Origin of the sequence: Plebeiibacterium marinum, assembly GCF_026013615.1 — a bacterium.
Taxonomy (GTDB): domain Bacteria; phylum Bacteroidota; class Bacteroidia; order Bacteroidales; family Marinilabiliaceae; genus Saccharicrinis; species Saccharicrinis marinus_A.
Window position 1 is genome coordinate 269,044 of the sequence record NZ_JAPDPI010000001.1, and the last position, 23,681, is coordinate 292,724.

The window sequence follows — 23,681 nt, forward strand, 5'->3', positions numbered from 1 at the left end:
AATATAAGAATTTATCTATCAACCCTTGTTTGAATAAAATTTTATGTAGCTAAATTAAATCACACTCCGATATTTTTACACACTCAACAACCATACAAAAGCCTGTACAAAAAAAGCACAGCGAAATCCACTGTGCTTTTTCTTATTTTATCTCTTTTGGCTTACTTCTGAAACAATTCACTCAATACCTTTTCAACATCTTCCATGCTTGGAGTAATATCAAATACATGAGCTGGTTTCAGGTATACAATTTCTTTTTCGCTCTTAAAGCGTTCTTCTCCACCACCTGTGATATTAAGCATTATGCAATCATCTTTTTTAACGACACCGTCTTTTACAGCATTTATAAGAGTAGCTGTTGCTACAGCAGCAGCCGGATGAATATCATTCCCCTCAACTTCTTTAAACACCCTGGCAGCCTCAGCAGCTTCCTCATTGGTAGCACAAAGCACCTCACCTCCAGCCTCTTTCATGGCATCATAAAGACCACCACAAACGGGATAAGGAGGCTTACGATTTGAAAGCACTTTTGCATCAATTTCCTCAACCTGCTTACGGGCAACATCATCATCTAAAGGCAACATATCCCTTGAATCAGCCTTCCATGCATCATGTATAGGCACAAAAGGAGTATTCTGAGACACCATCAACTTCATCAGATTATTACCAAACCTTCCATCTTCAATCAGTCTTTTATTCGCTTCCCAGGCAGCAATAGCACCTGTCCCACTTCCTACTGCCTGAAAATAAAATTCAGGAATTTTTCCTATGGTAGTTACAGCTGATAAGGTTGTTGTTCCCATTCCATCACGGCGGGCTACATTTTTTGCCCCTCCCTCAGCAACAAAACCATCCAACTCACAAGCCATATTTGAAAGGTGAATCGCATCAAAATAATCACTTCCTGATTTTGTTACAACCAACTTCACGTTATCTTTAATCGGCTCATCAAACCAAAGAGCACTAATATTGTCCTCTGGTACACAAAGCAGCAATGGAATATTGTTATCGGAACATACCCTGGCAAATGCACGAGCTGTATTTCCGGCAGAAGCAACTACCAATACAGTTCCATTGCTTGATTCCAACCTGCCTCCCACAGCATAAGCTTCTGTTTCCTTAAAGGAACAAGTTCGGAAATTAGAACCTTTTTCGGGCCAATATCCACTAAAGGTGATGTACAAGTTCGACAACCCTAAACATTTAGCCAAACCCTCACTTTTATATGTAACAGGTGCAGAAGAGCCTTCCATCATTTTATGTACTGGCAACCAGTCGGCGAAACGAAATACACCATATGAGGCATCTTTAACTTCTATCTGCTTTTTATTATATATGGCTCTTATCAGTGTAGGATCTTTTTCATCAGGGGCATCCAGTGTCCATCCCGTATCCTTAAATTGTTTTCCGGTTTTAACTGACTCCAAAATATATGGAGTAGGTGTAAAATCTTTACTCATAACACTTTTAATCTTTGATGGACAAAAATATATGATTTAAGTGGTTTGCTAAAAAGTTTACACACAAATAAGTTTTACTTTTAGTTATAACCCATAACTAAAAGTTATAACTATAAATATTTCCATTTCCAAAAACACATTTTGCTTACCTCTATTTAATTAAAATTTACATACATGTATCAATCTGTTTTAAATTAATTTAAATGATTAAATCAATAGTTCGTTAGTTTTTTATAAGTATAAGATTATGAGATACTTAATAAAATCAACTTAGATTGGGTAAAAATCTCATTTTAAGCATCTTGTAAATGAGTCTCTTATCTCTTATCTAAAATCTAACGATCTGTTATTAATAAAACTCCTGAATAAATTCAATCATTGCCCGGTGTGCAACTTAATTGATTGAATTTGCATGGTTGTTTCATGTATTTTTTGTTTTTTTGCACCTTAAATTAAACATCTCTAACAATGAATATTATACTTGGGTACATCTTTACTCCTTTATTTCATTTATATTTTGGCTTACTGTTATTAATCTTTCATCCGATCCAGGTTATTGCCCACCATGTTTTTGGAGATCAGGCACGTAAAAAAGTAGTAGACATATTAAATTACCATTTGGTATATGGATTACGCATCATGGGTTGCAGAATCAGGTTTAATGGTTTGGAAAAAATACCCCAGGGTCGCCCTATCATTATAGCCTCAAACCACCAAAGTCTTTACGATATCCCTGCCATTGTTCACGGATTTAAAAAATGCTACCCAAAATTTGTATCCAAGGTTGAGCTTGGCAAAAACTTGCCCAGTATTTCTTACAACTTAAAGCACGGTAAATCAGCATTAATTGACCGCAAAAACGGAGCACAGTCGGTAAAGGAAATTTTTAAACTGGGCAAATTAATACAACAAAACAATTATGCGGCCTGTATCTTCCCCGAAGGTACCAGAAGCAAAACCGGCAGAGTTAAAAAATTTATGCCAGCCGGGATCAACACCCTATTAAGAGCTGCTCCTGACGCAATAATAGTACCTTTTGTAATTGACGGGCACAGCAGAATGATGTACAAAGGCATGTTTCCTTTAAAATTTGGCGAAAAAATTTCATATACAGTATTAGATCCTATTGAACCAAAGGGGAAAGATACAGAAGCCTTAGTTGCTGATATACAGCAACTAATAAAAAAAGAACTCAACCAATAATGTAGTACAAAAAACATCCATATTCAAAATCACTGAATATTAGAACAAAACGATATTTTTGTCGTTTTTTTTGTACTTATATATCAATTACCTTTGCACATTCAAAATCAACCATAAAATAGATGGATTTAATAAAAAAACACACTTTCCATATTCCGGTACTCGGTTTAGGATACACTCTTGACACGCCCATTAAGGTTGCCCCATATGGTATTTCCTCGGTTATATCATTGGTCGACGATAAGTTAATGGAGCAAATGAGAGAGTTCTACTGCAAAAAATTCGACCTTCCTTTTAAGGCTATTTCTGAAAAGGTTGAAGATTTTAGAGCTGAGCGTATCACCTCGTACCTGAACATGGTAGACGAAATCGTATCATCAAAAGTGGCTAACTTAAAAAAGTCGGCCATTGAAAAAGGCAGCGAATTTGAAAAGTATTTCAGTATGTTGCCTGATTTCTCTTCGATAAAAGAGAAGTTTAATTTTGCTGAAAAAAGCCGTCAGGTAAAAGAAGAGTTATGTAATTGGATTAACGATCACTTGCCAATTGGGGATATTGATGTTAATATCATGACCAAGCTGGACAAAGTTAACTCTAAGGATGGAGAGGAATTACCTATTGAGTACAATGATGCACATGCTGCATTACGTGGTTTTGCAAAAAGTAACCTTAGTTCATCGTTAGTGTTATCGGCAGGCATGAGCCCACGCCTTTATAGCTATATTGAAAAATTCAAAGACTTCTTCCCCGATTTAAACGGAGAACTAAAAAAGAAGATCATACTTAAAGTAAGCGACTTCCGCTCTGCCTTAGTGCAGGGAAAAATGTTGGCTGCAAAAGGAATATGGGTTTCAGAATATCGCATAGAGAGTGGAGTTAACTGTGGAGGCCACGCGTTTCCAACCAATGGTGTATTGTTTGGCCCAATCCTTGACGAGTTCAGAAAGAACAAGGAAAAACTTTGGGAAACCTGCAAGAACGCATACGAAACCGCTTTAGCAAAAAAAGAACTTGCTATTCCGGCAGAAACACCTGAAATGAAAATCACGGCTCAGGGAGGTGTTGGCACAAACGAAGAACATAACTTTTTACTTAAATACTACCAGATGGACGGCGTTGGATGGGGTACCCCATTTATGTTGGTTCCGGAAGCGGTAAGTATCGATGTAAAAACATTAAAGCTTTTACAAAACGCAAAAGAAGACGAACTGTACTTTAGTGGTTTATCTCCACTTGGAGTTCCGTTCAACAGTGTTAAATGGGCTTCGATGAGCGAACAGCGCCTTGCAAATGCTCAGGCAGGCAAACATGGTATGCCGTGTACAAAACAGTATTTAAAATACAATACTGAGTATACCGAAAAACCAATTTGTACTGCCTCAAAACAGTACCAAAGTAAAAAACTTGCTGAGCTAAAGGAAATGAACCTTCCACAGGAAGATTATCAAAAAGCTTACGACGCTATTATTGAGAAGGAATGCTTATGTGTAGGACTAGGGGTTTCACTGCTTGAATCAAAGGACATTCCGGTTGGACCTACCGATAAGGTAACTGTATGCCCTGGACCTAATCTGGCCTATTTCTCAAAAGAATCTACTTTGGCAGAAATGGTGGATCACATCTACGGACGTACAAACCTGCTGGATGATCGTCCACGACCACACATGTTCACTAAGGAGCTGGGTATGTACCTCGATATATTTAAAAAACGTATTGAAGAATTCCTGTCAAAACCGGAAGATGCAAAAGAAAAGAAACAGTTGATTGCTTTTCAAAAAAATGTTTTTGCCGGTATTGAATATTACAAAGAGCTTTTTCAGGAAAAAAAGAAAGAGTTAATTGATGAAATTGACCAATTATTGATTCAATATCCATCAATCAACACTGCTCTGCAATAGAATAGTATGTAAAAAAGAACATTCGTTTTAAAATGGGCTTGCTTTATGCAAGCCTTTTTTTTGCAAAAAAACAAAATCATCACTCAACATTTTCGGGTTGAATCCTTTTACCTATCTTTGTTGGCTTTAAATACCCGGGCATACCATTAATTTAATTAAAGAGATGATAGATAAGTCGATGTTTTTGCAGAAAAAAGTAGCTTTCCATACTTTAGGATGCAAGTTGAATTTTAGTGAAACCTCTACCATAGCACGTTCGCTTACTGAAGATGGTTTTACTAAGGTTAAATTTGATGAGTTTGCTGATGTATATGTTATTAACACCTGTTCTGTTACAGAGATAGCAGACAAAAAATGCCGCCAGGCCATAAAAAAAACATTAAAGCAAAACCCCAATGCATTTGTGGTAGTAACTGGATGTTTTGCCCAGTTGAAACCTAAGGCCATTTCTGAAATCCCAGGCGTAGACCTGGTGTTGGGATCCAACGAAAAATTTAAGATTACAGATTATCTGGGCGATCTGCAGAAAAAAGCCTCAGGTGAAATTCATGCCGGCAAGATTACTACCAACAAAGAATTCTTCCCATCATATTCCATTGGAGACAGAACCCGGACTTTTTTAAAGATCCAGGATGGTTGCGACTATTATTGTTCTTACTGCACCATTCCGCTTGCCAGGGGGCGTAGCAGGAATGCAGATATTAAAACCACCGTTGCCCTTGCTCAGAAAGCGGCCGATGAAGGAGCTCAGGAAATAATTTTAACGGGAGTAAACATTGGGGACTTTGGAAAAAGCACCAACGAAAACTTTTTCGACTTACTTAAGGAGCTTGATAAAGTTGAAAAAATAAAAAGATTTAGGATTTCAAGTATCGAACCTAACCTTTTAACAGAGGAAATTATTGAATTTGTAGCGAAGTCGGAAAAAATAATGCCGCACTTCCATATTCCACTACAATCAGGTAGCAACAAGGTACTTGCCCTGATGAAACGAAAATACCAAAGAGAACTCTTTGCTGAAAGAATAAACACGATTAAGGCGCTAATGCCCCATGCCTTTATCGGTGTTGATGTAATTGTGGGAGTAAGGGGGGAAACCAAAGATCACTTTAACGACGCCCATAGGTTCATCAACAACCTTGACATATCACAGCTTCATGTGTTTACCTACTCTGAGCGCCCAAATACTAAAGCGTTAACTATTGACCACAATGTTCCCATTGAAGAAAGAAAACGCAGAAGTCAGGTTTTACACGAGTTATCAGATAAAAAAACCAGAAGCTTTTACCAGAAATTTGAAAACACAACTGCCAGGGTTTTATTTGAAGGCAGCAATAACAATGGCTTCATGAATGGGTACACCGAAAACTATTTAAAAATAAGAGTCCCATACCACGAAGACCTGAAGAATTCGATAAAAACAGTCAGATTAAATTCATTAATTATTGATGAACTGGTGTTTGACTCAGAAATTGTAAACAACTAAAATTTCACAAAAATGGATTTTGCAACTCTCTGTCATTCTGTAGTAGAACTTGTAAAAAATACAGGAAAATATATACTGGATGAATCTTCCGGATCCAAACGCATTGAAGCGAAAGGAAAAAATGATTTTGTAACACATGTTGACAAAGGAAGTGAGCAACGCCTTGTAAAAGGGCTCTCCGAATTACTTCCGGAAGCGGGATTTATTGCCGAAGAAGGTACTTCGGATAAAAAAGGAGAACATTTCAACTGGATAATAGATCCCATTGATGGCACAACAAATTTTATACACGGGCTATTTCCTTTTGCCATAAGCGTAGCATTGGAACAGGATGGAGAGATTATTTTAGGTGTTGTATACGAAATGGGACTCAAAGAATGTTTTTATAGCTGGAAAGGAGCTCCTGCATACTTAAATGGACAAGAAATACAAGTTTCAGAGGCGGCTACAATCAGCGATAGTCTCCTGGCCACCGGCTTTCCCTATTCAAACTATAGTAAAATGGCCGGCTTTATGGACTCCCTGAATTACTTTATGAAAAACTCCCATGGACTCAGAAGGCTAGGATCTGCCGCAACTGACCTGGCATATGTTGCCTGTGGAAGGTTCGAAGGGTTTTACGAATACGATCTGAAACCATACGATGTGGCTGCAGGGGCATTCCTGGTACAACAGGCCGGTGGAAAAAACTGCGATTTCACAGGCGGTAACAATTATATTTATGGCAAAGAAATCATTTCTTCAAACTCTCTGGTTTTTGATGAGTTCAAAGAAATTGTTAATAAACTAATGGTGTCGAAAAGTGAATAATACAGGAGTTTATATTGGTCTGTTTTTTATCAAACTTATAGGATACCTTCCTTTTTGGGCAATTTATCTGTTATCAGACCTGTTCTATTACATAATTAAGGGAATTGGATATAGAAAAAAGTTAGTATACAAAAACCTCAGGAACTCTTTCCCCGAAAAATCAGAACAGGAAATAAAGTCAATTGCCAACAAGTTCTATCGCCATTTAAGCGATATTTTCCTGGAAACCTTCAAGCTACAAAGCATGAGTGAAAGGCAAATCCGGGAGCGGGTAAAAATCACCAATACTGAATTAATTAACAGATATTACGATGAAGGAAAAGATGTGATTGCTGTGCTTGGTCATTATGGCAACTGGGAATGGATACCATCAATAAACCTGTTTGTTAAATGCCAGGGATGTGAGGTATACCACCCGTTAAAAAGTAAGCCTTACGATCAATTCATGCTTAAACTGCGCTCCAAATGGGGAACTCTTAACTTTACCATGAAACTGGCATTCAAATCTATGCTGCAATTAAAAAGGGACAGGGTACGTTTTATCATCGGAATGATTTCTGACCAATCCCCTTCCCGAAGTAAAATACAATACCAAACACAATTTTTAAACCAGCTGACCCCGGTTCACCTGGGAACAGAGAAGATGGCAATGAAAACCAATGACCCGGTTGTTTTTGTCAGATTTGATAAAGTAAAAAGGGGCTATTACCATATGATTATTGAACCCCTGGTGGAAAACCCAAAGGATTGCAAGGAATTTGAAATCACAGAGATTCACACAAAACATCTTGAAAAGATAATTATAGAAAAACCAGAATACTGGCTTTGGTCGCACAACCGATGGAAGCATGCAAATCCTGATTTGAATAAATAACAATGACTAAAGTAGCAATTGTAATATTAAATTGGAATGGAGAAAAGTTACTGAGGGAGTTCTTGCCTGAAGTAATAAAACATTCTGAACATCCGGATGTTGAGGTAATAGTAGCCGATAATGCATCCTCAGACCAATCGCTTTCTATAATTGCCGAAGAATTTCCATCTGTAAAAACCATTGTGCTGGATAAAAACTATGGATTTACAGGAGGCTATAACAGAGCTTTAAAAAAGATTGACGCAGATTATACTGTACTCTTAAATTCTGATGTTGCCCCCGGTAAAGACTGGCTATTACCAATGATCAAAGAAATGGATAAAAACCCTCAAACAGCCATTTGTGTTCCCAAAATAAAAAGTTATCGTAATCCTGAATATTTTGAATATGCAGGGGCTGCCGGGGGGTATACCGACCGTTTTGGATATCCTTTTTGTAAAGGAAGAATTTTCAACGAATTGGAAAAGGATCACGGACAATACAACCATTCCGCTGATATATTCTGGGCAAGTGGTGCTGCTTTAATGATACGAACTAAGTTATATATTCAGGAAGGCGGACTCGATGAGGACTTTTTCGCCCACATGGAGGAGATTGACCTATGCTGGCGCCTAAAAAACAGAGGATGGAATATCCGCTATGTTGCAGAAAGCGAAATTTTTCACTTGGGAGGCGCCACTCTCGACTACAAAAATCCACGAAAGGTATATTTAAACTTTAGAAACAACCTTTTCCTTCTGATCAAAAACCTTCCTAACAACACTTTGTTTATCCACCTATTGCAAAGGATGTTATTAGATGGTTTAGCTGGAATCAAATTTCTTTTATCTGGAGAATTTAAAAATTTCTATTCAGTTATTAAAGCCCACCTGATGTTTTATGGTTCGTTTGCAAAAATGTATCACAAACGGAAAATAAACCTGAAATCAGGAATACAATTCGTTCACAAAGAAATGTACCCCCATTCAATAGTAAACCAGTTTTTTATTCACAAAAGAAAAAAATTCACAGAACTTGCAGAAATTGAAAAAGTAGACCAAATTAAATAGTAGGGCACAGTCTTCATGATTCTGCTTACAACACCTCTTTAAGTTTTTCCAGTCGGTTACTCCTTGAACCTTTTACAAGTACAAGAGCATCTTCCAATGGATTAGCTTTCAACAAGGATACCAATTCATCAACATTGTGATAATAATCAACTTCTGAATCCTTAACCAACTCCCTATAATTTTCACCCACAAGGATAATTCTAAGGCCTTCTATTTGAAACAAGGCATCAACCAGCTTTTTGTGTTCCATGGCACTATCAACACCCAACTCCTTCATCTCTCCAAATATCACAGTTTTATTGACTCCTTCCATATCCTTAAAATTTAAAAGAGCCACTTCCATACTGGATGGATTTGCATTATATGCATCAAATAACACTTTATTTTTTGAGGTAACTTCTAATTGAGACCGGTTGTTAGTAGGAAAATAGTTGGCAATAGCCTGCACAATACGATTACTGGTAACCTTAAAATAGTTGCCAATTGTTACTGCTGCCATGGCATTTTCGAGATTATAGCGACCCACCAGGTTGGTCTTAATTTCCGTTTCACAACCGTCTATAGCACACGAAAACCCAAGAAAATCACCATTCAGAAAACTGCCAAAAACCACCTTGTTATCATCCGATTTTCCATATGAATACTTAATTGCCCCTTGTGTCAACATTCCTTTAAGATGACTGTTATCGGAATTGATAAAAACAGTACCCTGCTTTCCTTCAAGATGCCTGTACAACTCTGACTTTGTACTCTTAACACCTTCAAAAGATCCAAATCCCTCCAGGTGTGCTTTCCCCACATTAGTAATCAACCCACAGTCCGGGTCTGCAATATTACACAAAGCCCTTATTTCCCCTGGATGGTTAGCCCCCATTTCAACAATCCCAATTTCAATATCACTCCCCATTGAAAGCAAGGTTAGCGGTACACCAATATGATTATTTAAATTACCTTGGGTTGCATACACTTTATAAGTCGACTCCAACACTGATTTTACCAACTCCTTGGTAGTCGTCTTTCCATTGGTTCCTGTAATCCCAATAATTGGAATATTTAACTGCTTACGATGATAGCTTGCCAACTCTTGCAAGGTTTTTAAAACATCATCTACCAAAACAATATTCTCGTCACCTGCCGCTTCCGGCTCATCAACAACTGCAAACAATGCCCCTTGCCTTATAGCCTCTTTGGCAAACAGGTTGCCATTAAAATTAGCTCCTTTTAATGCAAAAAACATGCTCTCCCTTTTTATGGACCGCGTATCTGTGCACACACCGGAAGACTGCACAAACAACTTATATATCTCTGAAATACTAACCATAAAACAAAAATAAAAAAAAGGCTAACCCATTGGGCTAGCCTTTAAAAAAATATTTAGTTTTCGCTATTACTTTTTTCCATAAGTTTCAGGACTTCCTACTCTTGTCATTGCACATCTAAATCCTAAGTCATCCCTTGCTTCTCTTTCATCAAGATACCTACGGGTACCCGGACTTAACCAGTATGCCCTGTCTCTCCATGAACCACCTTTATATACTCGTGTTCTATCTGAAACCAATGAACCCATTGTTCCATCATGTGCACCATACATATCCGAAGTGCTCTGCTCATTATCCAACCACTCACTTGCCGGATTAATATTCGATTGAGCATCACCATCACCAAAGTTTCTGTTATCAGAAGTACGGTAGTTCTTTCTGTCAAGAATATCTTTATCATTTTCTGAACGATACTTAATCCTACCCAAACTATCTTTCTCTACCACATAACCTTCTTCATCAAGTACCTTTGTTTTAAATTCGTTACCTCGGAATGGGCTGAACTCATCAACTTCATCAAATGAAAGTGGACGGTAGATATCTGCTACCCACTCATTAACATTACCAGCCATACAGTACAAACCATAATCATTTGGATAATATGAGTGAACATCAACAGTAATATCACCTTTATCATTCAGGTCTCCTGCCATACCCATGTAGTCACCTTTGCCCCTAACAAAGTTAGCCATCATCCTACCACGCTCTTTTTGATCAGCATTTCTGGTAATATGGCCATCCCAAGGATAAATCCTCCTGTTAGTCATACGCTCTTCTTGAGAATTACCGATAAGACCAAGTGCAGCATATTCCCACTCAGCTTCAGTTGGGAGGCGATAACGTGGTAATAAAATACCATCTTCCCAACGTACTCTACGGCTATCTTTATTTGGATCTAAATCCGGCATTGGTCTTTTACCTGCAATACCATCATACTGTCCTAAAAGATATGCTTCTGTATTAAAGTTATTTTCTCCTTGTTGGTTTACATCCAATTCAAGTATACCTCTGTCGATAAGAATTTTTTCATTCACCCTGTCAGTCCTCCACTGGCAAAAGTCAGCAGCCTGGAGCCAGTTAACACCAACAACAGGATATTCACTATAAGCGGTATGACGAAGGTAATTTTCAACCATAGGCTCATTGTAAGCTAAAGGTCTACGCCACACTAAAGTATCAGGAAGCGCCTTTTTATAAACCTCAGGATAATCAATAAACACACGATTAATCCAATACAGGTATTCTCTGTAGTCAACATTCCTTACTTCTGTTTCGTCCATATAAAAAGATGGAACAGTAACCCTGCGAGGAACATTATTCCAATCGTAAAGCACATCCTGCTCTACCCTACCCATAATAAAAGTACCCCCTTCAATAAATCTTAAACCAGGGCCTATTTCTTGTTCATATCCGGCATAATATTCAAATCCTCCATTATCCGGAGTATTGTACTCCCATCCGGTTGCTGAAGAAACGTTACCTGAACCACCTTTACTACAAGATGTCATGGCAACTACTCCAAGTGTTAGTGCAATGTGAAAAAATTTAGTCTTAAACTTCATAGCGAATTAATAATCTTAAAGTTTCTTATTTTAAAGCATTAAATAAATACATCAGTAAAAATGCATCTTGTGCCTTATACTGCAAAAATAGAAAAAGGTTATATTCAAAAAATTATTCTTTGAAGTTTTTTACCTTTTTATTTCAAATAAATACTTTTAACTCGTAAAATCAGTATAAATTCAACAACTCGATTATTCGTATTATTGTTATACCCATTTATAATAAAACAACATTTTAAACGTTTTGAAACTTGATTTGGTATTCGAGAGTATAACTTTTTATGCTTTTTTTATTTTTGCAACCGGATAAACTAAACAAGTTACATTATTAATACGTTTAGAATTTAAAGATTAAATATGAATATATATAAGCTATTGTGGTGTGGAGTTTTGATGTTTTTTTACATCAATTCTTGGGGTCAGGATAATATTTTGCTAAAAAGGGAAATCACATGGCACGAACCTGCCCATACTCAGGTTCAGGAAAAAGATGTTGTATTGCTCGATTTTACCGGGATGGCAGGATTAGATGATAATTCTGGCTTGCCATATTATTTTGAAAGCATTGCCTTACCTGCCAACATTGATCTGAATTCAATAAGCATATCAATAAAAAACCAACAGTTTATATGGCCTTTACCCTCAGAACATGTGGCCTTTAAAAATGCAGGTATCAGCAAGGATATCCCATTCAAATTTGGTTTTTCTCAATCTAAAGGTCAGTTTTATGCAGACATCACTATCACCCCATTAAAAATGGAGGAAGGAGCGTCTTCTTTTCAAAAGCTTAAATCTTTTGATATTATCATAAGCTACACTTCAAATAAATCAGCTGTCCAATCCAAATTAAAATCAAGCACATACCAGTACGCAACCCATTCAGTTCTGGCTGAGGGAAATTGGAAAAAAATAAGCGTAACCAATACCGGAATACATAAAATCACCTACACACAGCTTGCCAACTGGGGTATATCAAACCCTGAAAATGTTGGCATCTATGGCAATGGGGGTAAATTAATCCCTACTTCAAACAGCCTGCCCAGAGAGGACGATTTGGTTGAGAATGCAGTTTGGCATTATAACAACGCCATATATTTTTATGCTGAAGGCCCTGTTACCTGGAAATATGATTACTCACAAAAAATGTACTTACACACAAAGCATCCTTTTAGTGACAAATCATATTATTTTATCACTCAAAAGCAGGACGCATCAAAATCAATCCCTGAGTCTGACAATCAGCCAGAAACATATGAACATGCTGTTAATACATTTGTCGACTATAATTATCATGAAGAAAATGAAATTAACCTGATAGGCTCCGGGAGCAAATGGTTTGGAAAAAAATTTGAATACTACAGAGAACCACAACAAACCTTTAATTTCTCATTCCCCAACATACATACCCAAGAGCAAGCCAAAGTTAAAATTGGACTGGCAAGCAGATCTGGTTCAATTGCCAACTTTAAGTTACTATATCAGGACACAGAACTTACCAAACTGAACATATCTGCTGTTGACCTGAGTGAACACCTGGACTATTTTGCCAGGGAAGGCATTATCAATAAAAGCTTTATTCCCGTTTCAGAGCAAATAGACCTGACACTTGCATACAATAACTCAACCAATTCAATTGGCTATCTGGATTATATATGTATCAATGCCACCAGAGAGCTTCAATTTGAAGAAGATGAGTTATTGTTCCGATATGCAAATGACCCTGACCTGGGAGAAAACATGCAGTTCAACCTAAGCAACAGCTCCGAAAATATTATAATATGGGACATTACAGATCCTTTACGACCACAAAACATCATTCACAACCAATCAGGTAACACCAGTAGATTTAATTATAACCCACAAGCCTGTGAGTTTGTTGCCTTTGATCCTGCAGGTAATTTTGAAACACCAAAATTGGTTGGAGCTGTAGAAAACCAGGACCTGCACGGTCTGCCCAATGTTGAATACTTAATTGTATGTGATCCTGATTTTATTGATCAGGCTGAACGCTTAGGGAAAATACACAATGAATATAACGGGCTCACCTATGCCGTTGTAACAGACGAACAGATTTACAATGAGTTTTCATCCGGTAAAAAGGATGTTACTGCCATCAGGAGTTTTGCAAAAATGTTTTATGACAGAACAGGATCCAATAACTATAAAGGGCCTCAAAACCTTTTGCTTTTTGGTGATGGATCATATGACAACAGGCCGGGTTCGGATGAAGGAAGGATAATCACATACCAGTCCATCAACTCCCTTCATCGCACAAATTCATATGTGTCGGATGACTATTTTGGTTTATTGGATGATATTGAAGGAAGTAGCATCACTTCCGAAAAACTGGATATTGGAATTGGCCGTTTCCCTGTAAATACTGTTGAAGAAGCCAAAATTGCCGTTGACAAAACCAGAAGATACTTATACGAAGCTGAATTGGACACTTGGAAAAACACCATAACTTTTGTTGGTGATGACGGAGACAGCAACATCCATATGAAACACGCCAATTCAATTTCAGAAAAAGTAGACAGTAACTATCCTCAGTTTGACATCAACAAAATATTTTTTGACGCCTATACTAAAGAGCAAAACTCAACCGGAGGAAACTATCCCGAGGTGGAAGAAGAAATATACAACGCCCTCCATGAAGGCACTTTAGTATTTAACTATACAGGACATGGTGGTACCGGAGCACTATCTCATGAACATGTTATTACATACGAACACATTAAACAATGGCAAAACTACAACAAGCTCCCAATTTTTATTACAGCAACCTGCGAATTTAGCCGTTACGATGATCATGAAGAACCTTCTGCAGGGGAACTTGTATTTACACACGAACTTGGCGGTGGAATTGCATTGTATTCTACAACCCGTATTGTATACTCCAGCTTAAACAAAATAGTAAACGACAATATATACGATAATATTTTTGAATTAAACCAGGATGGCCAACCATTGACGCTGGGTGAAATCATGAAGCGAACAAAAAACGCCTCCGGATCGAGTGTCAACAAACTCAACTTTACGTTACTGGGAGACCCGGCTATACAACCCATATTCCCCAGGTATAAGGTAAACACACTAACATTAAATAACGATAATGTAACATCTGAAATTGATGCCCTATTGGCTTTGAGTACAGACACCATTACCGGAGAAATAACAGATGGACTGGGTCAGATCCAGAGTGATTTTAATGGAGAGGTTTACATCAACATATTCGACAAAAAATCATTTGTTACAACTTTAGACAATTTAGGGATTGGAACTTTTCAGTATGAAGAATATGACAATATCATTTTCAAAGGGCGAACAGAAGTGGTAAATGGCAAATTTGAAATAGACTTTATTGTACCAAAGGATATCAGGTACAACTTTGATAACGGTAAAATAAGCTATTATGCGTTTTCGGACGACAACAAGGAAGCCTTTGGCGCCTTTGACAACATAACTATCGGTGGGATGATTGAAGATGCTCCCATAGATGAAAAAGGACCTGACATATCACTTTACATTAACGACAGAGATTTTACAAGTGGTTCAAAAACAGGCCCTACTCCTATTTTAATTGCTGATTTTAGTGACGAAAACGGCATTAATACAACCGGAATAGGTATAGGGCACGATATTACCTGCGTGCTTGATGGAAACAAGAGTAATCCAATCATTTTAAATGATTATTTTGAAAGCGAACTAAATAATTACAGAAAAGGGACCGTAACATACCAGCTTCCACAAATGGAATCGGGCGTTCACCATCTCAAGGTAAAAGCATGGGATACTTATAACAATTCTTCTGAATCAGAAATTGAGTTTAAGGTTTCGGCAGAGAGTTCCATCAAGGTGTCAAGCATTAAAAACTACCCAAACCCTGTGGCACAAGGGAACACCACGTATTTTTACTTTGAGCATGACGAGCCCAATTCTATATTAAACATCGATTTTAATATCTACACCTTAAACGGGGAGTTGGTTAAGCAGTTTGACAAATCAGTTGTTGCTTTGTACAACACAATCCCCCCAATTGAGTGGACTGTTGATTTATCGCCCGGAATTTATCTGTATGAGCTCGTTATAAATTCCCAAACAGGCAGAAAGGGAAAAGAAACAGGAAAAATAATGGTAGTTCCATAATAAAATTCTTTTTTTTGAGTTTACCTTTGTAGTGAATTTCAAAAATGAAAGTAAATAAATATCATATGCAAAAATTAGTTTTAAAAACGGTTGCTGTTTTGTTTGTGGCAATCTCTTCTTCTCTTAATATTAACGGACAAAGTGACAATGACGGGAGTGGATTTGGGCCGCCTCAAACCGGAGCACCATTCCTTACAATTACACCCGAATCAAGAGGGGGTGCAATGGGTGATGTGGGTGCTGCAACATCTCCAGACATCAACTCCCAGCACTGGAACTCTGCTAAATATGCATTCCTTGATCAGGAAATGGGAGCGGCTATTTCATACACTCCATGGCTAAGAAACCTGGTAAACGATATCAACCTAATGTATGCCACCTTTTTTAAACGCATCGACAAAATGCAAACCTTTAGTGCATCATTCAGGTATTTTGCTTTAGGGGACATTAACTTTACAGATAACTCTGGTAGTATTGTATCTAGTGGAAGCCCAAATGAGTTTGCTATTGATGCAGCATATGCAAGAAAGCTTTCTGATAATATTTCAGGATCCGTGGCTTTCAGGTTCATACGTTCCGACATCACTAACGGAGTACGAGACAATGCTATTTCCCCTGCCAATGCATTTGCTGCAGATTTAAACTTTTTTTATACCGACAGGGTTAAATGGGGAGGCAGAAATGGTCAATTTTCTTCCGGGGTCAACTTCTCCAACATTGGTTCGAAATTGTCATATGACGATGGAAACACCAACGACTTTTTGCCAATGAACTTAAAATTAGGGGTGGCTTACAATACTGAAATTGACCGCTACAATAAAATTGGTGTTGCCCTTGATGTAAACAGGGTTATGGTAGTAAAACAAAAAGAAGGAGAGGATGTTAGTGAAAAATCTGTCCCTGCGGCATTTTTTGAATCATTCAGTGATTTCAAAGCTACTGATTTAACTTTTTCACTTGGAGCTGAATACACCTATGCTGAACAATTCGCAATTAGAGCCGGATATTATCATGAAGACGAGTCAATGGGTAATGGAAAATTTGCAACTGCCGGAGCAGGGATCAAATTCAACATGCTAACAATAGACGCTTCATACATAATTACAATGGCATCAAATAACCCTTTGGCAAACACGATCCGTTTTACTTTAGGACTAAACTTTGATGAACTGAATGGAGGAAAAGGAAGAAAAAGAAGATAATTTTATTATATCTGATATATTTGCAATCCTGAACCGTTTTGGTTCAGGATTTTTTTATTTCAAAAAACTTAAATACAATGAAGCTTAGAGTAGGTTTTGGTTACGACGTGCATCAGTTAGGTTTTAATGAGGAACTATGGATTGGCGGAATCCATATCCCCTTTGAAAAAGGATCCATTGGTCATTCGGATGGAGATGTTTTAATCCATGCCATATGCGATGCACTGCTTGGTGCTGCCAATATGCGCGACATAGGTTTCCATTTTCCTGACACATCCAATGACTTTAAAGGAATTGACAGCAAAATTCTTTTAAAGAGAACCGTAGATATTATTGCAGAAAAAGGATATTCAATCAACAATATTGATTCTACAATCTGCCTGGAAAAACCTAAACTAAAAAACCTCATACCAGAAATGCAAAGTGTACTGGCCCAGGTGATGAATATTGACATTGAAGATATTGCCATAAAAGCCACTACTACCGAAAAACTGGGCTTTGTAGGTAAACAGGAAGGTATTGCCGCCTATGCAACAGTGCTAATCCAGAAGGGATAGAGGTAGCTTATGGCGTATAGCGATTAGCGTATAGCGATTAGCTTATAGCAATTAGCTTATAGCAATTAGCTTATAGCGGATAGCTTATAGCAGATAGCTTATTATTTTCAAATACCAATGGGTATGGAGCAGAGAGCAAAGCGCTATGTTTTTTTTCTCAAATCTATATTATCATGGAAGTTTTCCAACTCACATCTAAACATCTGTATATTTTGATTTGATTATAAAATTGCTACATTTGCATTTGCTTTACGATAAAATTAAAGATCATGAACAATAAGAAAACCTTAGTTATTGGTGCCAGCGAAAATCCGGAAAGATATTCAAATAAAGCCGTTAAAAAACTTACTGAATACAACCACCCAGTTGTGGCAGTTGGTAACCGCATGGGAAACATTGACATGATCCCTATTACTACAGAGGTATTAGACACTGCAGACATCGACACGGTAACATTATATATTGGAGCTAAGCACCAGGCAAAATACTTTGATATCATAGCTTCTTTAAAACCCCAAAGAATTATCTTTAATCCGGGCACTGAGAATACTGAAATGGAAGAGTTTGCTAAGGATAATAATATTGAAGTGCTTCATGCCTGCACTTTGGTTTTATTAAGCACCGGCCAGTATTAACTACCTATCTTCCGATTCTGGACATTTGAGAAAGACACCATAAGGAATTTTGTAATGCAAACAGTAACAACTCACCACGAATTTGAGGAAAAAACAAATAATAACCAGGGCGTTATTTTTTATTTTTCTCATGATGAATGCAGTGTATGCAAAGTTCTGTTGCCCAAGATTAATGAAATGGTTGAGGAGCACTTCCCCTATATGCAACTATGCTATTGCAACATTAAGCTATCTCCGGAGCTGGCCGCCCAAAATCGCATTTTTGCAGTCCCTTCAATCCTTGTTTATTTTGAAGAAAAACCATATTTTCAGTTTTCACGAAACCTTAGTATTTCGGAATTGAAAAACGCCATAACAAGGCCTTACCAAATGATATTTGGTTAATATTTTATGATTGTCTATAAATCCACCACCAAAGAAAAAAACCGCTTACCAACACCAACATAAAACAAATACCGGCTACTGGGATATACAATATATAAAATGGCCCTAATATGGATTCAAAGATCCTTCCCGTATGTAATTCGAGACAAAAGTTCCACAACGACATAGGACTATTCTTTTTAATACTTCCTGGCATTATGGCTTTTTGATGAAAGCGAACCAAGCCTTGAATTCCCTTTGAGTAATCGAGATACCACATCTTTTTATTACTAAACCGAACCAAACCGCTCACCATGTAATCAGAAACAGGTCGTCCTGATTTTACCCTTTTAGACACAGCCTGGTTGGTCATCATATTAAAAACATAACCTGTGGTAACATTCCAGCTAAACAACCCTGAAAAAGAACCTATTAAATAAGTATCATCGGCCACCGGCTCAAAAACATTACAGCCCATTACACTCACCGGAGGCTGCGATTCAACGGGCTTCAATGGAGTTCCTAACCCTTCATCTACTACATAGAAACCATCTGAAGTAGAAACAATATAAGTATTAAGAAACTCGTTCCAGCGGATCATCCTTAACTTATCCTGCCAAGGATTGGGATTATCCAGATGGGTAAAGGGCACTATGGGCATGGCTGCTCCTGCAATTGGTATTAAAAGAGGAGGACGCAAAAACATTCCAGCTATTGTATTGACCAATAAAAACAAACCAAAAACATATCCCAATACATTGTGCCATCTAAGATTCATCCTATTCAACCTTCTGACTTTCTTTCTGTCCGAAATTATTTTTTCGCCAAGCTTCGGAAAAACAAAATAGAACAATCCGGTTAAGGACAAAATTACAACTACAATACCTAACAAATCAACAAACAGCTTCCCAAACACTCCAAACAGTTCACCACTGTGCAAAGTCCACAAAAAGCGAAACATACTGCTTTCCCTTTTGTAATGAACCGGTTGAGGCAACTGTATTTTATCAAACTGTTTTCCGGTTACCGACTTTAACAAATAATCACGGGTTAAAACAATAAGCGTATCATCCTTTATGGTAATATCTGTAATCCGTTTGTTTTTTACCGGAATTTCAACTTCCTGCCAACTACCATCAAGTGCAGGGAGATGGAATAATCCCATTAGCGATCCGGCATACAAACTTCCTTTATAATAAACCAGAGAACTAATTGCCCTGTTATCAATACCTTTTTTAAACCCTCTGTTTTTGCAAGAATAATATGAGAATTCCGGATCCGTTGAGTATATCCCTATTTTCCCAAATAGTAAAACAGTATCATTTGGCAAAACCAAACTCCCTTTCAAGGCCCCTAAATTCCAATTTTTATAAGAGTAATTGGAAGGCAGCACCTTTCTGGATACCTGATAAGGTGAAAATATTTTCCTGTGATTCATTACTATTCCGGAAAACGCAAACACCAGTGCAAATAGCGCAATTGCTACTGCCGGCCATTTATGCCATTTTTTAAATCTTTTTACCCAACGAAGTTTTGTTTTATTCATTCCCAATACTATGTGTCACATTAAAAAACCCTCTCTGTTTGGTTAACCAGAGAGGGCCTATTTTTGTTTGCAATCAAATTTAATTATTTCAAAGGGAAAAATTGAGGTTTTACAACAATCATAGCATAACCCCAATGCTGAAAAGCTCCCTTATCACCTCCACCCTTTAACACCTCCATGGAATCGGATGCCAGCATAGTTGACCATCCAAAACCAAAACTCACCGCCGGCTTAAACTGATAGCTCAAAGACAAATCTATTTCTGTACCTAAATAATTATCGACGCCAGGGCCTATTTTTGCTGCTGATGAAAAAATATGGGCATGTGCCCCCATTGTAACATCATTGTTCTTTACCGTTATTTTACCATACATGTCATTTAAACCAACATTACCAATATGATTCCCTACGTAAAAATAATCCATAAACCCATTGAACTTATGGTTGGTTCCATAAAAGGGAGTAAAGGATTTATTATCTGTTTCATCCCAGTCTGAGCCACTCAATCGTTCAAACCCGCCCACAAAACTCATATTATCCGAAATACTTCCTGAAACTTCTATCAAAAAATTATAGGCGCCCACATCCATGTTTGATGCATCTTTCCCATTCTGAAAATATAAATTTGAGGCCAGCGTTATCGGGGTAAGCTCAACCATATACCTTCCTCCTATAGTTTGGGTATACCTTACCTTATTGGCAGGATCAACTGCATCTGGCACACCATTATTCAACAATAGCAAACTAAGTTTTGAAGCATCCCAGTTGTTATGAAACCATACATACTGCAGGGAAGTGTATGCATCGTTATGTGCCGTTGCGGTAGCCGGATTATCGTCGTTAAGATTATCATCATGATGATATGCCAGCCCAAAATGCAAGTCCCAGTCACCGGAGTATTTAAACAATAGCATATCGTGAGAACGGGCCTGTTGCGCCCAGCCTACCGTGCCAAAAATCCGATGATCATCATACGCCACCTCTTGCCGGCCTGCCTTCAGGCTAAATTCATCACTCAACATGATCTCAGCCCATGCTTCATGTATACTAACTGCATAATCTTCATTTGTAACCAACTGAGCCTGCCCTCCCCACAAACGAACATCCTGCAGAACAAGCTTTGTCAACAGATAATCGTTCCTATAGTTTAAATTCAAACGAGTTCGTTGCGAAGTGACCATTTGGGCATCCTGGTCTGAATTAACCAGCTTTTTATATCCATGACTCAACTCTGTTCTTGGCCGGTATTCTCCTGATAATGAAAATTGAGCCTGCAACAAGTCAGGATATAATAAACTCATCAGGATAACTATTACTCCTATATATTTATTCCTCATGACTATGATAGTTTTATATTTTATTCAACATCAAAATGAGAATAAATTCCCATATACATCATGCTAAATGGACTTACCCCTTTTGCTAATAACACATCCGGATAATCTCCATCATGAATTTTCTCTGGCCTGAGCCTTTTTGATCCACTCTGGTACAAAATTTTCTTTAAACGCTTTTTTCTCCGCATTCAATTTATCCATATCCAAACCTATAAACTCCTGCGCCTTTGCCTTGGTGGAAATATCCGGATAAGGCACCTCTATATTATGTCCGAGCGTAGCAAACAACCTGGCCAAACTAATCCTGGTTTCCTGAGCAATATCTATTCCGGTGGATATTACCCTGCTGATTTCTACCGGAGCATGGAAAGAACCGCCATGGCTTGCTGCCGCATAATCCCAACGCCACTGTGCATGACGGATTCCCATCAATATATCTTTCATCTGATCATCGGTTGCACCCAGATCCCAGGCTTTTTTAGCTTCAACATGAGCCCTCACCAACAGTTTTTCTAACTGATCCCTGTTTTCAATAATCTTATCCTGATGCGAATATACATTAGCAATAAGGTTGGCTGTTTCCTGTCGGTGACAAACCTGACATGAATTGGCTACATTATTTAATGGAGATTGTATTTTATGATCGGTAAATTTCTGTCCTCCCTCACTTTTGTAAGGCATATGACAGTCGGCACACGACACCCCCCTATCAGCATGTATACCTGTCATATACACCTCATAACCCGGATGCTGGGCTTTTAGCATGGGAGCTTTACTCAACTTATGGGTCCAATCACTGAACTCCATATTATCGTAATACGCTTCCATTGCTTCTACGTTAAAGCCCTTATCCCACGGAAAAGTTAAATAATTGGCACCCTCAACCGTTTTCTTATTAAAATAATACTCCACATGGCACTGGGCACAGACCAGCGACCTCATCTCCTGATGGCTGGCCTTGGCAATATCCTTTCCCTGACGTTCAAAAGCCTCCACTAAAGCCGGACGACTAATTCTCAGGTTCATGGTTTTAGGATCATGGCAATCGGCACAACCAATTGGGTTTACAATCTCAGCCCCTAATCGAGCCCATTTCCCTTTATAAAACTCAGCAATGCCATGCTCATTCATAACCCTTGGCACATCCGGGCTCTTACAGGTCCAGCAAGTGGAAGGCATTGGGCCATCGTCAGCATCAACGGGACCTCCTGTTCTTAATGTATTCCTAACGTCTTCAACAGCATAGTAATGTCCCCTTCCCTGGTTATAATCTTTTGAAAAGCCATACCCAGCCCAAAGCACTACCAACCTGGGATCCACCTCAAGCATATCCCACATAGCACTTCCATTGTATTTACTGGCAAATAAGGTATCTGCAGTCTGATAATACGACTGAAATTCTCTAGGGTAGTTTTCTCCCCAAAGTTCATTCCTTGGTTCAAAATCTGACAGTTCATTCTTCGGAACATTTACAAACGATGCCTCAGCCCTTCTTTCTACAATGGAAGAGGCCAAAAGCCCTAATAAAAATACAACTATTATTGTGGCTAAAAATAATATCCACGCAAGCCATGGTCGTTTTTCTAACATTTTCATATTGTTTAGTTTTATTGCAAGGAATTCTATTTCATTAATTGTTTTAGCCATGCCGGAACCGGACTGGTTGGCAAAGGCACCTGTGCATGTGGGGTGCTGGAAAGACTATTCACCCTTCCATGGGGTACCTCTCTATGGCAATCCCAACACTTCCGGTCCTGAGTATGGGCGGTATGATTTTTTACCGTTGTTGCCAGCTTTGCATCGGTTATTTGTTGTTCATGGCACCTGATACAGTTTTGATGAACCACATCGGCGCCCTCTTTCTTGATAAAAATAACCTGGGGCTCTTTACGCATCGTAAATATGGTAGCATGGCGCAAACCATCCTTACCCTTAAAATAGTATTTATTCAACACATTATTATGGGGCACATGACAGTCATTACAATGAGCCCATTCCCTATGTGAACTATGTTGCCACGTTGCATATTGGGGAGCCATAATATGACAGTTAACACAGGTGCCCGGGTTATCAGACAGGTAGGAAGGCGCATTTGAAACCTTAAACACAAAAGAAAAAAGTCCAACAAATACACCTAAAGCAATTACAACAGGCAATTGCCATTGCGGTGGAGGCAGCAGTTGTTTTATCATTGACATGCAGCTTTATAAAGTAACTTACTTAAATATACCCCG

Annotated in this window: 18 protein-coding genes; 11 read left to right on the forward strand and 7 right to left on the reverse strand. The window is 38.2% G+C overall.

Going from position 1 to position 23,681, the window contains the following annotated elements:
• Positions 1-161: 161 nt before the first annotated feature.
• Positions 162-1,460, reverse strand: a complete 1,299-nt coding sequence (locus OM074_RS01120) for a cysteate synthase (protein WP_301197424.1) — start codon at positions 1,458-1,460, stop codon at positions 162-164.
• Between the two features lie 468 nt (positions 1,461-1,928).
• Between OM074_RS01120 and OM074_RS01125 the strand changes: the two genes are divergently transcribed.
• The 6 genes from OM074_RS01125 to OM074_RS01150 all read left to right on the forward strand — a co-directional run bounded on the left by OM074_RS01125 (position 1,929) and on the right by OM074_RS01150 (position 8,780).
• Positions 1,929-2,663 carry a lysophospholipid acyltransferase family protein gene (locus OM074_RS01125; RefSeq protein WP_301197425.1) on the forward strand — a complete coding sequence of 245 codons (735 nt, stop codon included), beginning with the start codon at positions 1,929-1,931 and terminating at the stop codon, positions 2,661-2,663.
• 122 nt (positions 2,664-2,785) lie between these two features.
• Entirely contained in the window at positions 2,786-4,561 is a 1,776-nt protein-coding gene (locus OM074_RS01130) for a hypothetical protein (RefSeq protein ID WP_301197426.1), read from the forward strand.
• Positions 4,562-4,724: 163 nt separating this feature from the next.
• Positions 4,725-6,047: a tRNA (N(6)-L-threonylcarbamoyladenosine(37)-C(2))-methylthiotransferase MtaB gene (gene mtaB, locus OM074_RS01135; protein WP_301197427.1), complete on the forward strand. Its 1,323-nt coding sequence runs from the start codon at positions 4,725-4,727 to the stop codon at positions 6,045-6,047.
• 12 nt (positions 6,048-6,059) lie between these two features.
• Positions 6,060-6,857, forward strand: a complete 798-nt coding sequence (locus tag OM074_RS01140) for an inositol monophosphatase family protein (protein ID WP_301197428.1) — start codon at positions 6,060-6,062, stop codon at positions 6,855-6,857.
• Positions 6,850-7,731, forward strand: a complete 882-nt coding sequence (locus tag OM074_RS01145) for a lysophospholipid acyltransferase family protein (RefSeq protein ID WP_301197429.1) — start codon at positions 6,850-6,852, stop codon at positions 7,729-7,731. The genes OM074_RS01140 and OM074_RS01145 overlap by 8 nt, the downstream gene beginning before the upstream one ends.
• Positions 7,732-7,733: 2 nt before the next feature.
• Positions 7,734-8,780 (forward strand): glycosyltransferase family 2 protein, encoded by a 1,047-nt coding sequence (locus OM074_RS01150; protein WP_301197430.1) that lies wholly within the window; start codon positions 7,734-7,736, stop codon positions 8,778-8,780.
• A 25-nt stretch (positions 8,781-8,805) separates the two neighbouring features.
• Here OM074_RS01150 and OM074_RS01155 read toward each other — a convergent pair whose 3' ends face one another.
• Both OM074_RS01155 and gldJ read right to left on the reverse strand, forming a co-directional pair.
• Entirely contained in the window at positions 8,806-10,101 is a 1,296-nt protein-coding gene (locus OM074_RS01155) for a UDP-N-acetylmuramoyl-tripeptide--D-alanyl-D-alanine ligase (RefSeq protein ID WP_301197431.1), read from the reverse strand.
• 66 nt (positions 10,102-10,167) lie between these two features.
• On the reverse strand, positions 10,168-11,661 hold the full coding sequence (gene gldJ, locus OM074_RS01160) for a gliding motility lipoprotein GldJ (RefSeq protein WP_301197432.1): 1,494 nt from the start codon (positions 11,659-11,661) through the stop codon (positions 10,168-10,170).
• Between the two features lie 357 nt (positions 11,662-12,018).
• Here gldJ and porU point away from each other — a divergent pair, with 357 nt between their 5' ends.
• The 5 genes from porU to OM074_RS01185 all read left to right on the forward strand — a co-directional run bounded on the left by porU (position 12,019) and on the right by OM074_RS01185 (position 18,585).
• Entirely contained in the window at positions 12,019-15,807 is a 3,789-nt protein-coding gene (porU, locus tag OM074_RS01165; protein WP_301197433.1) for a type IX secretion system sortase PorU, read from the forward strand.
• 65 nt (positions 15,808-15,872) lie between these two features.
• Entirely contained in the window at positions 15,873-17,009 is a 1,137-nt protein-coding gene (gene porV / locus OM074_RS01170; RefSeq protein ID WP_301197434.1) for a type IX secretion system outer membrane channel protein PorV, read from the forward strand.
• Between the two features lie 77 nt (positions 17,010-17,086).
• Positions 17,087-17,566, forward strand: a complete 480-nt coding sequence (gene ispF / locus OM074_RS01175) for a 2-C-methyl-D-erythritol 2,4-cyclodiphosphate synthase (protein WP_301197435.1) — start codon at positions 17,087-17,089, stop codon at positions 17,564-17,566.
• A gap of 269 nt (positions 17,567-17,835) precedes the next feature.
• Entirely contained in the window at positions 17,836-18,201 is a 366-nt protein-coding gene (locus tag OM074_RS01180) for a CoA-binding protein (protein ID WP_301197436.1), read from the forward strand.
• A 54-nt stretch (positions 18,202-18,255) separates the two neighbouring features.
• A complete protein-coding gene (locus OM074_RS01185) occupies positions 18,256-18,585 on the forward strand; it encodes a thioredoxin family protein (RefSeq protein ID WP_301197437.1) in 330 nt (109 codons plus the stop codon).
• Positions 18,586-18,589: 4 nt separating this feature from the next.
• Here the strand turns inward: OM074_RS01185 and OM074_RS01190 are convergent, their stop codons facing one another.
• The 4 genes from OM074_RS01190 to nrfH all read right to left on the reverse strand — a co-directional run bounded on the left by OM074_RS01190 (position 18,590) and on the right by nrfH (position 23,639).
• Positions 18,590-20,110 carry a PepSY-associated TM helix domain-containing protein gene (locus OM074_RS01190; RefSeq protein ID WP_301197438.1) on the reverse strand — a complete coding sequence of 507 codons (1,521 nt, stop codon included), beginning with the start codon at positions 20,108-20,110 and terminating at the stop codon, positions 18,590-18,592.
• 83 nt (positions 20,111-20,193) lie between these two features.
• The gene (locus OM074_RS01195) at positions 20,194-21,447 is read right to left on the reverse strand and encodes a hypothetical protein (RefSeq protein WP_301197439.1); all 1,254 of its coding nucleotides are present in this window, start codon (positions 21,445-21,447) and stop codon (positions 20,194-20,196) included.
• A gap of 111 nt (positions 21,448-21,558) precedes the next feature.
• Positions 21,559-23,043 carry an ammonia-forming cytochrome c nitrite reductase gene (nrfA, locus tag OM074_RS01200; protein WP_301197440.1) on the reverse strand — a complete coding sequence of 495 codons (1,485 nt, stop codon included), beginning with the start codon at positions 23,041-23,043 and terminating at the stop codon, positions 21,559-21,561.
• A 26-nt stretch (positions 23,044-23,069) separates the two neighbouring features.
• Positions 23,070-23,639: a cytochrome c nitrite reductase small subunit gene (gene nrfH / locus OM074_RS01205; RefSeq protein ID WP_301197441.1), complete on the reverse strand. Its 570-nt coding sequence runs from the start codon at positions 23,637-23,639 to the stop codon at positions 23,070-23,072.
• Between the last annotated feature and the right edge of the window lie 42 nt (positions 23,640-23,681).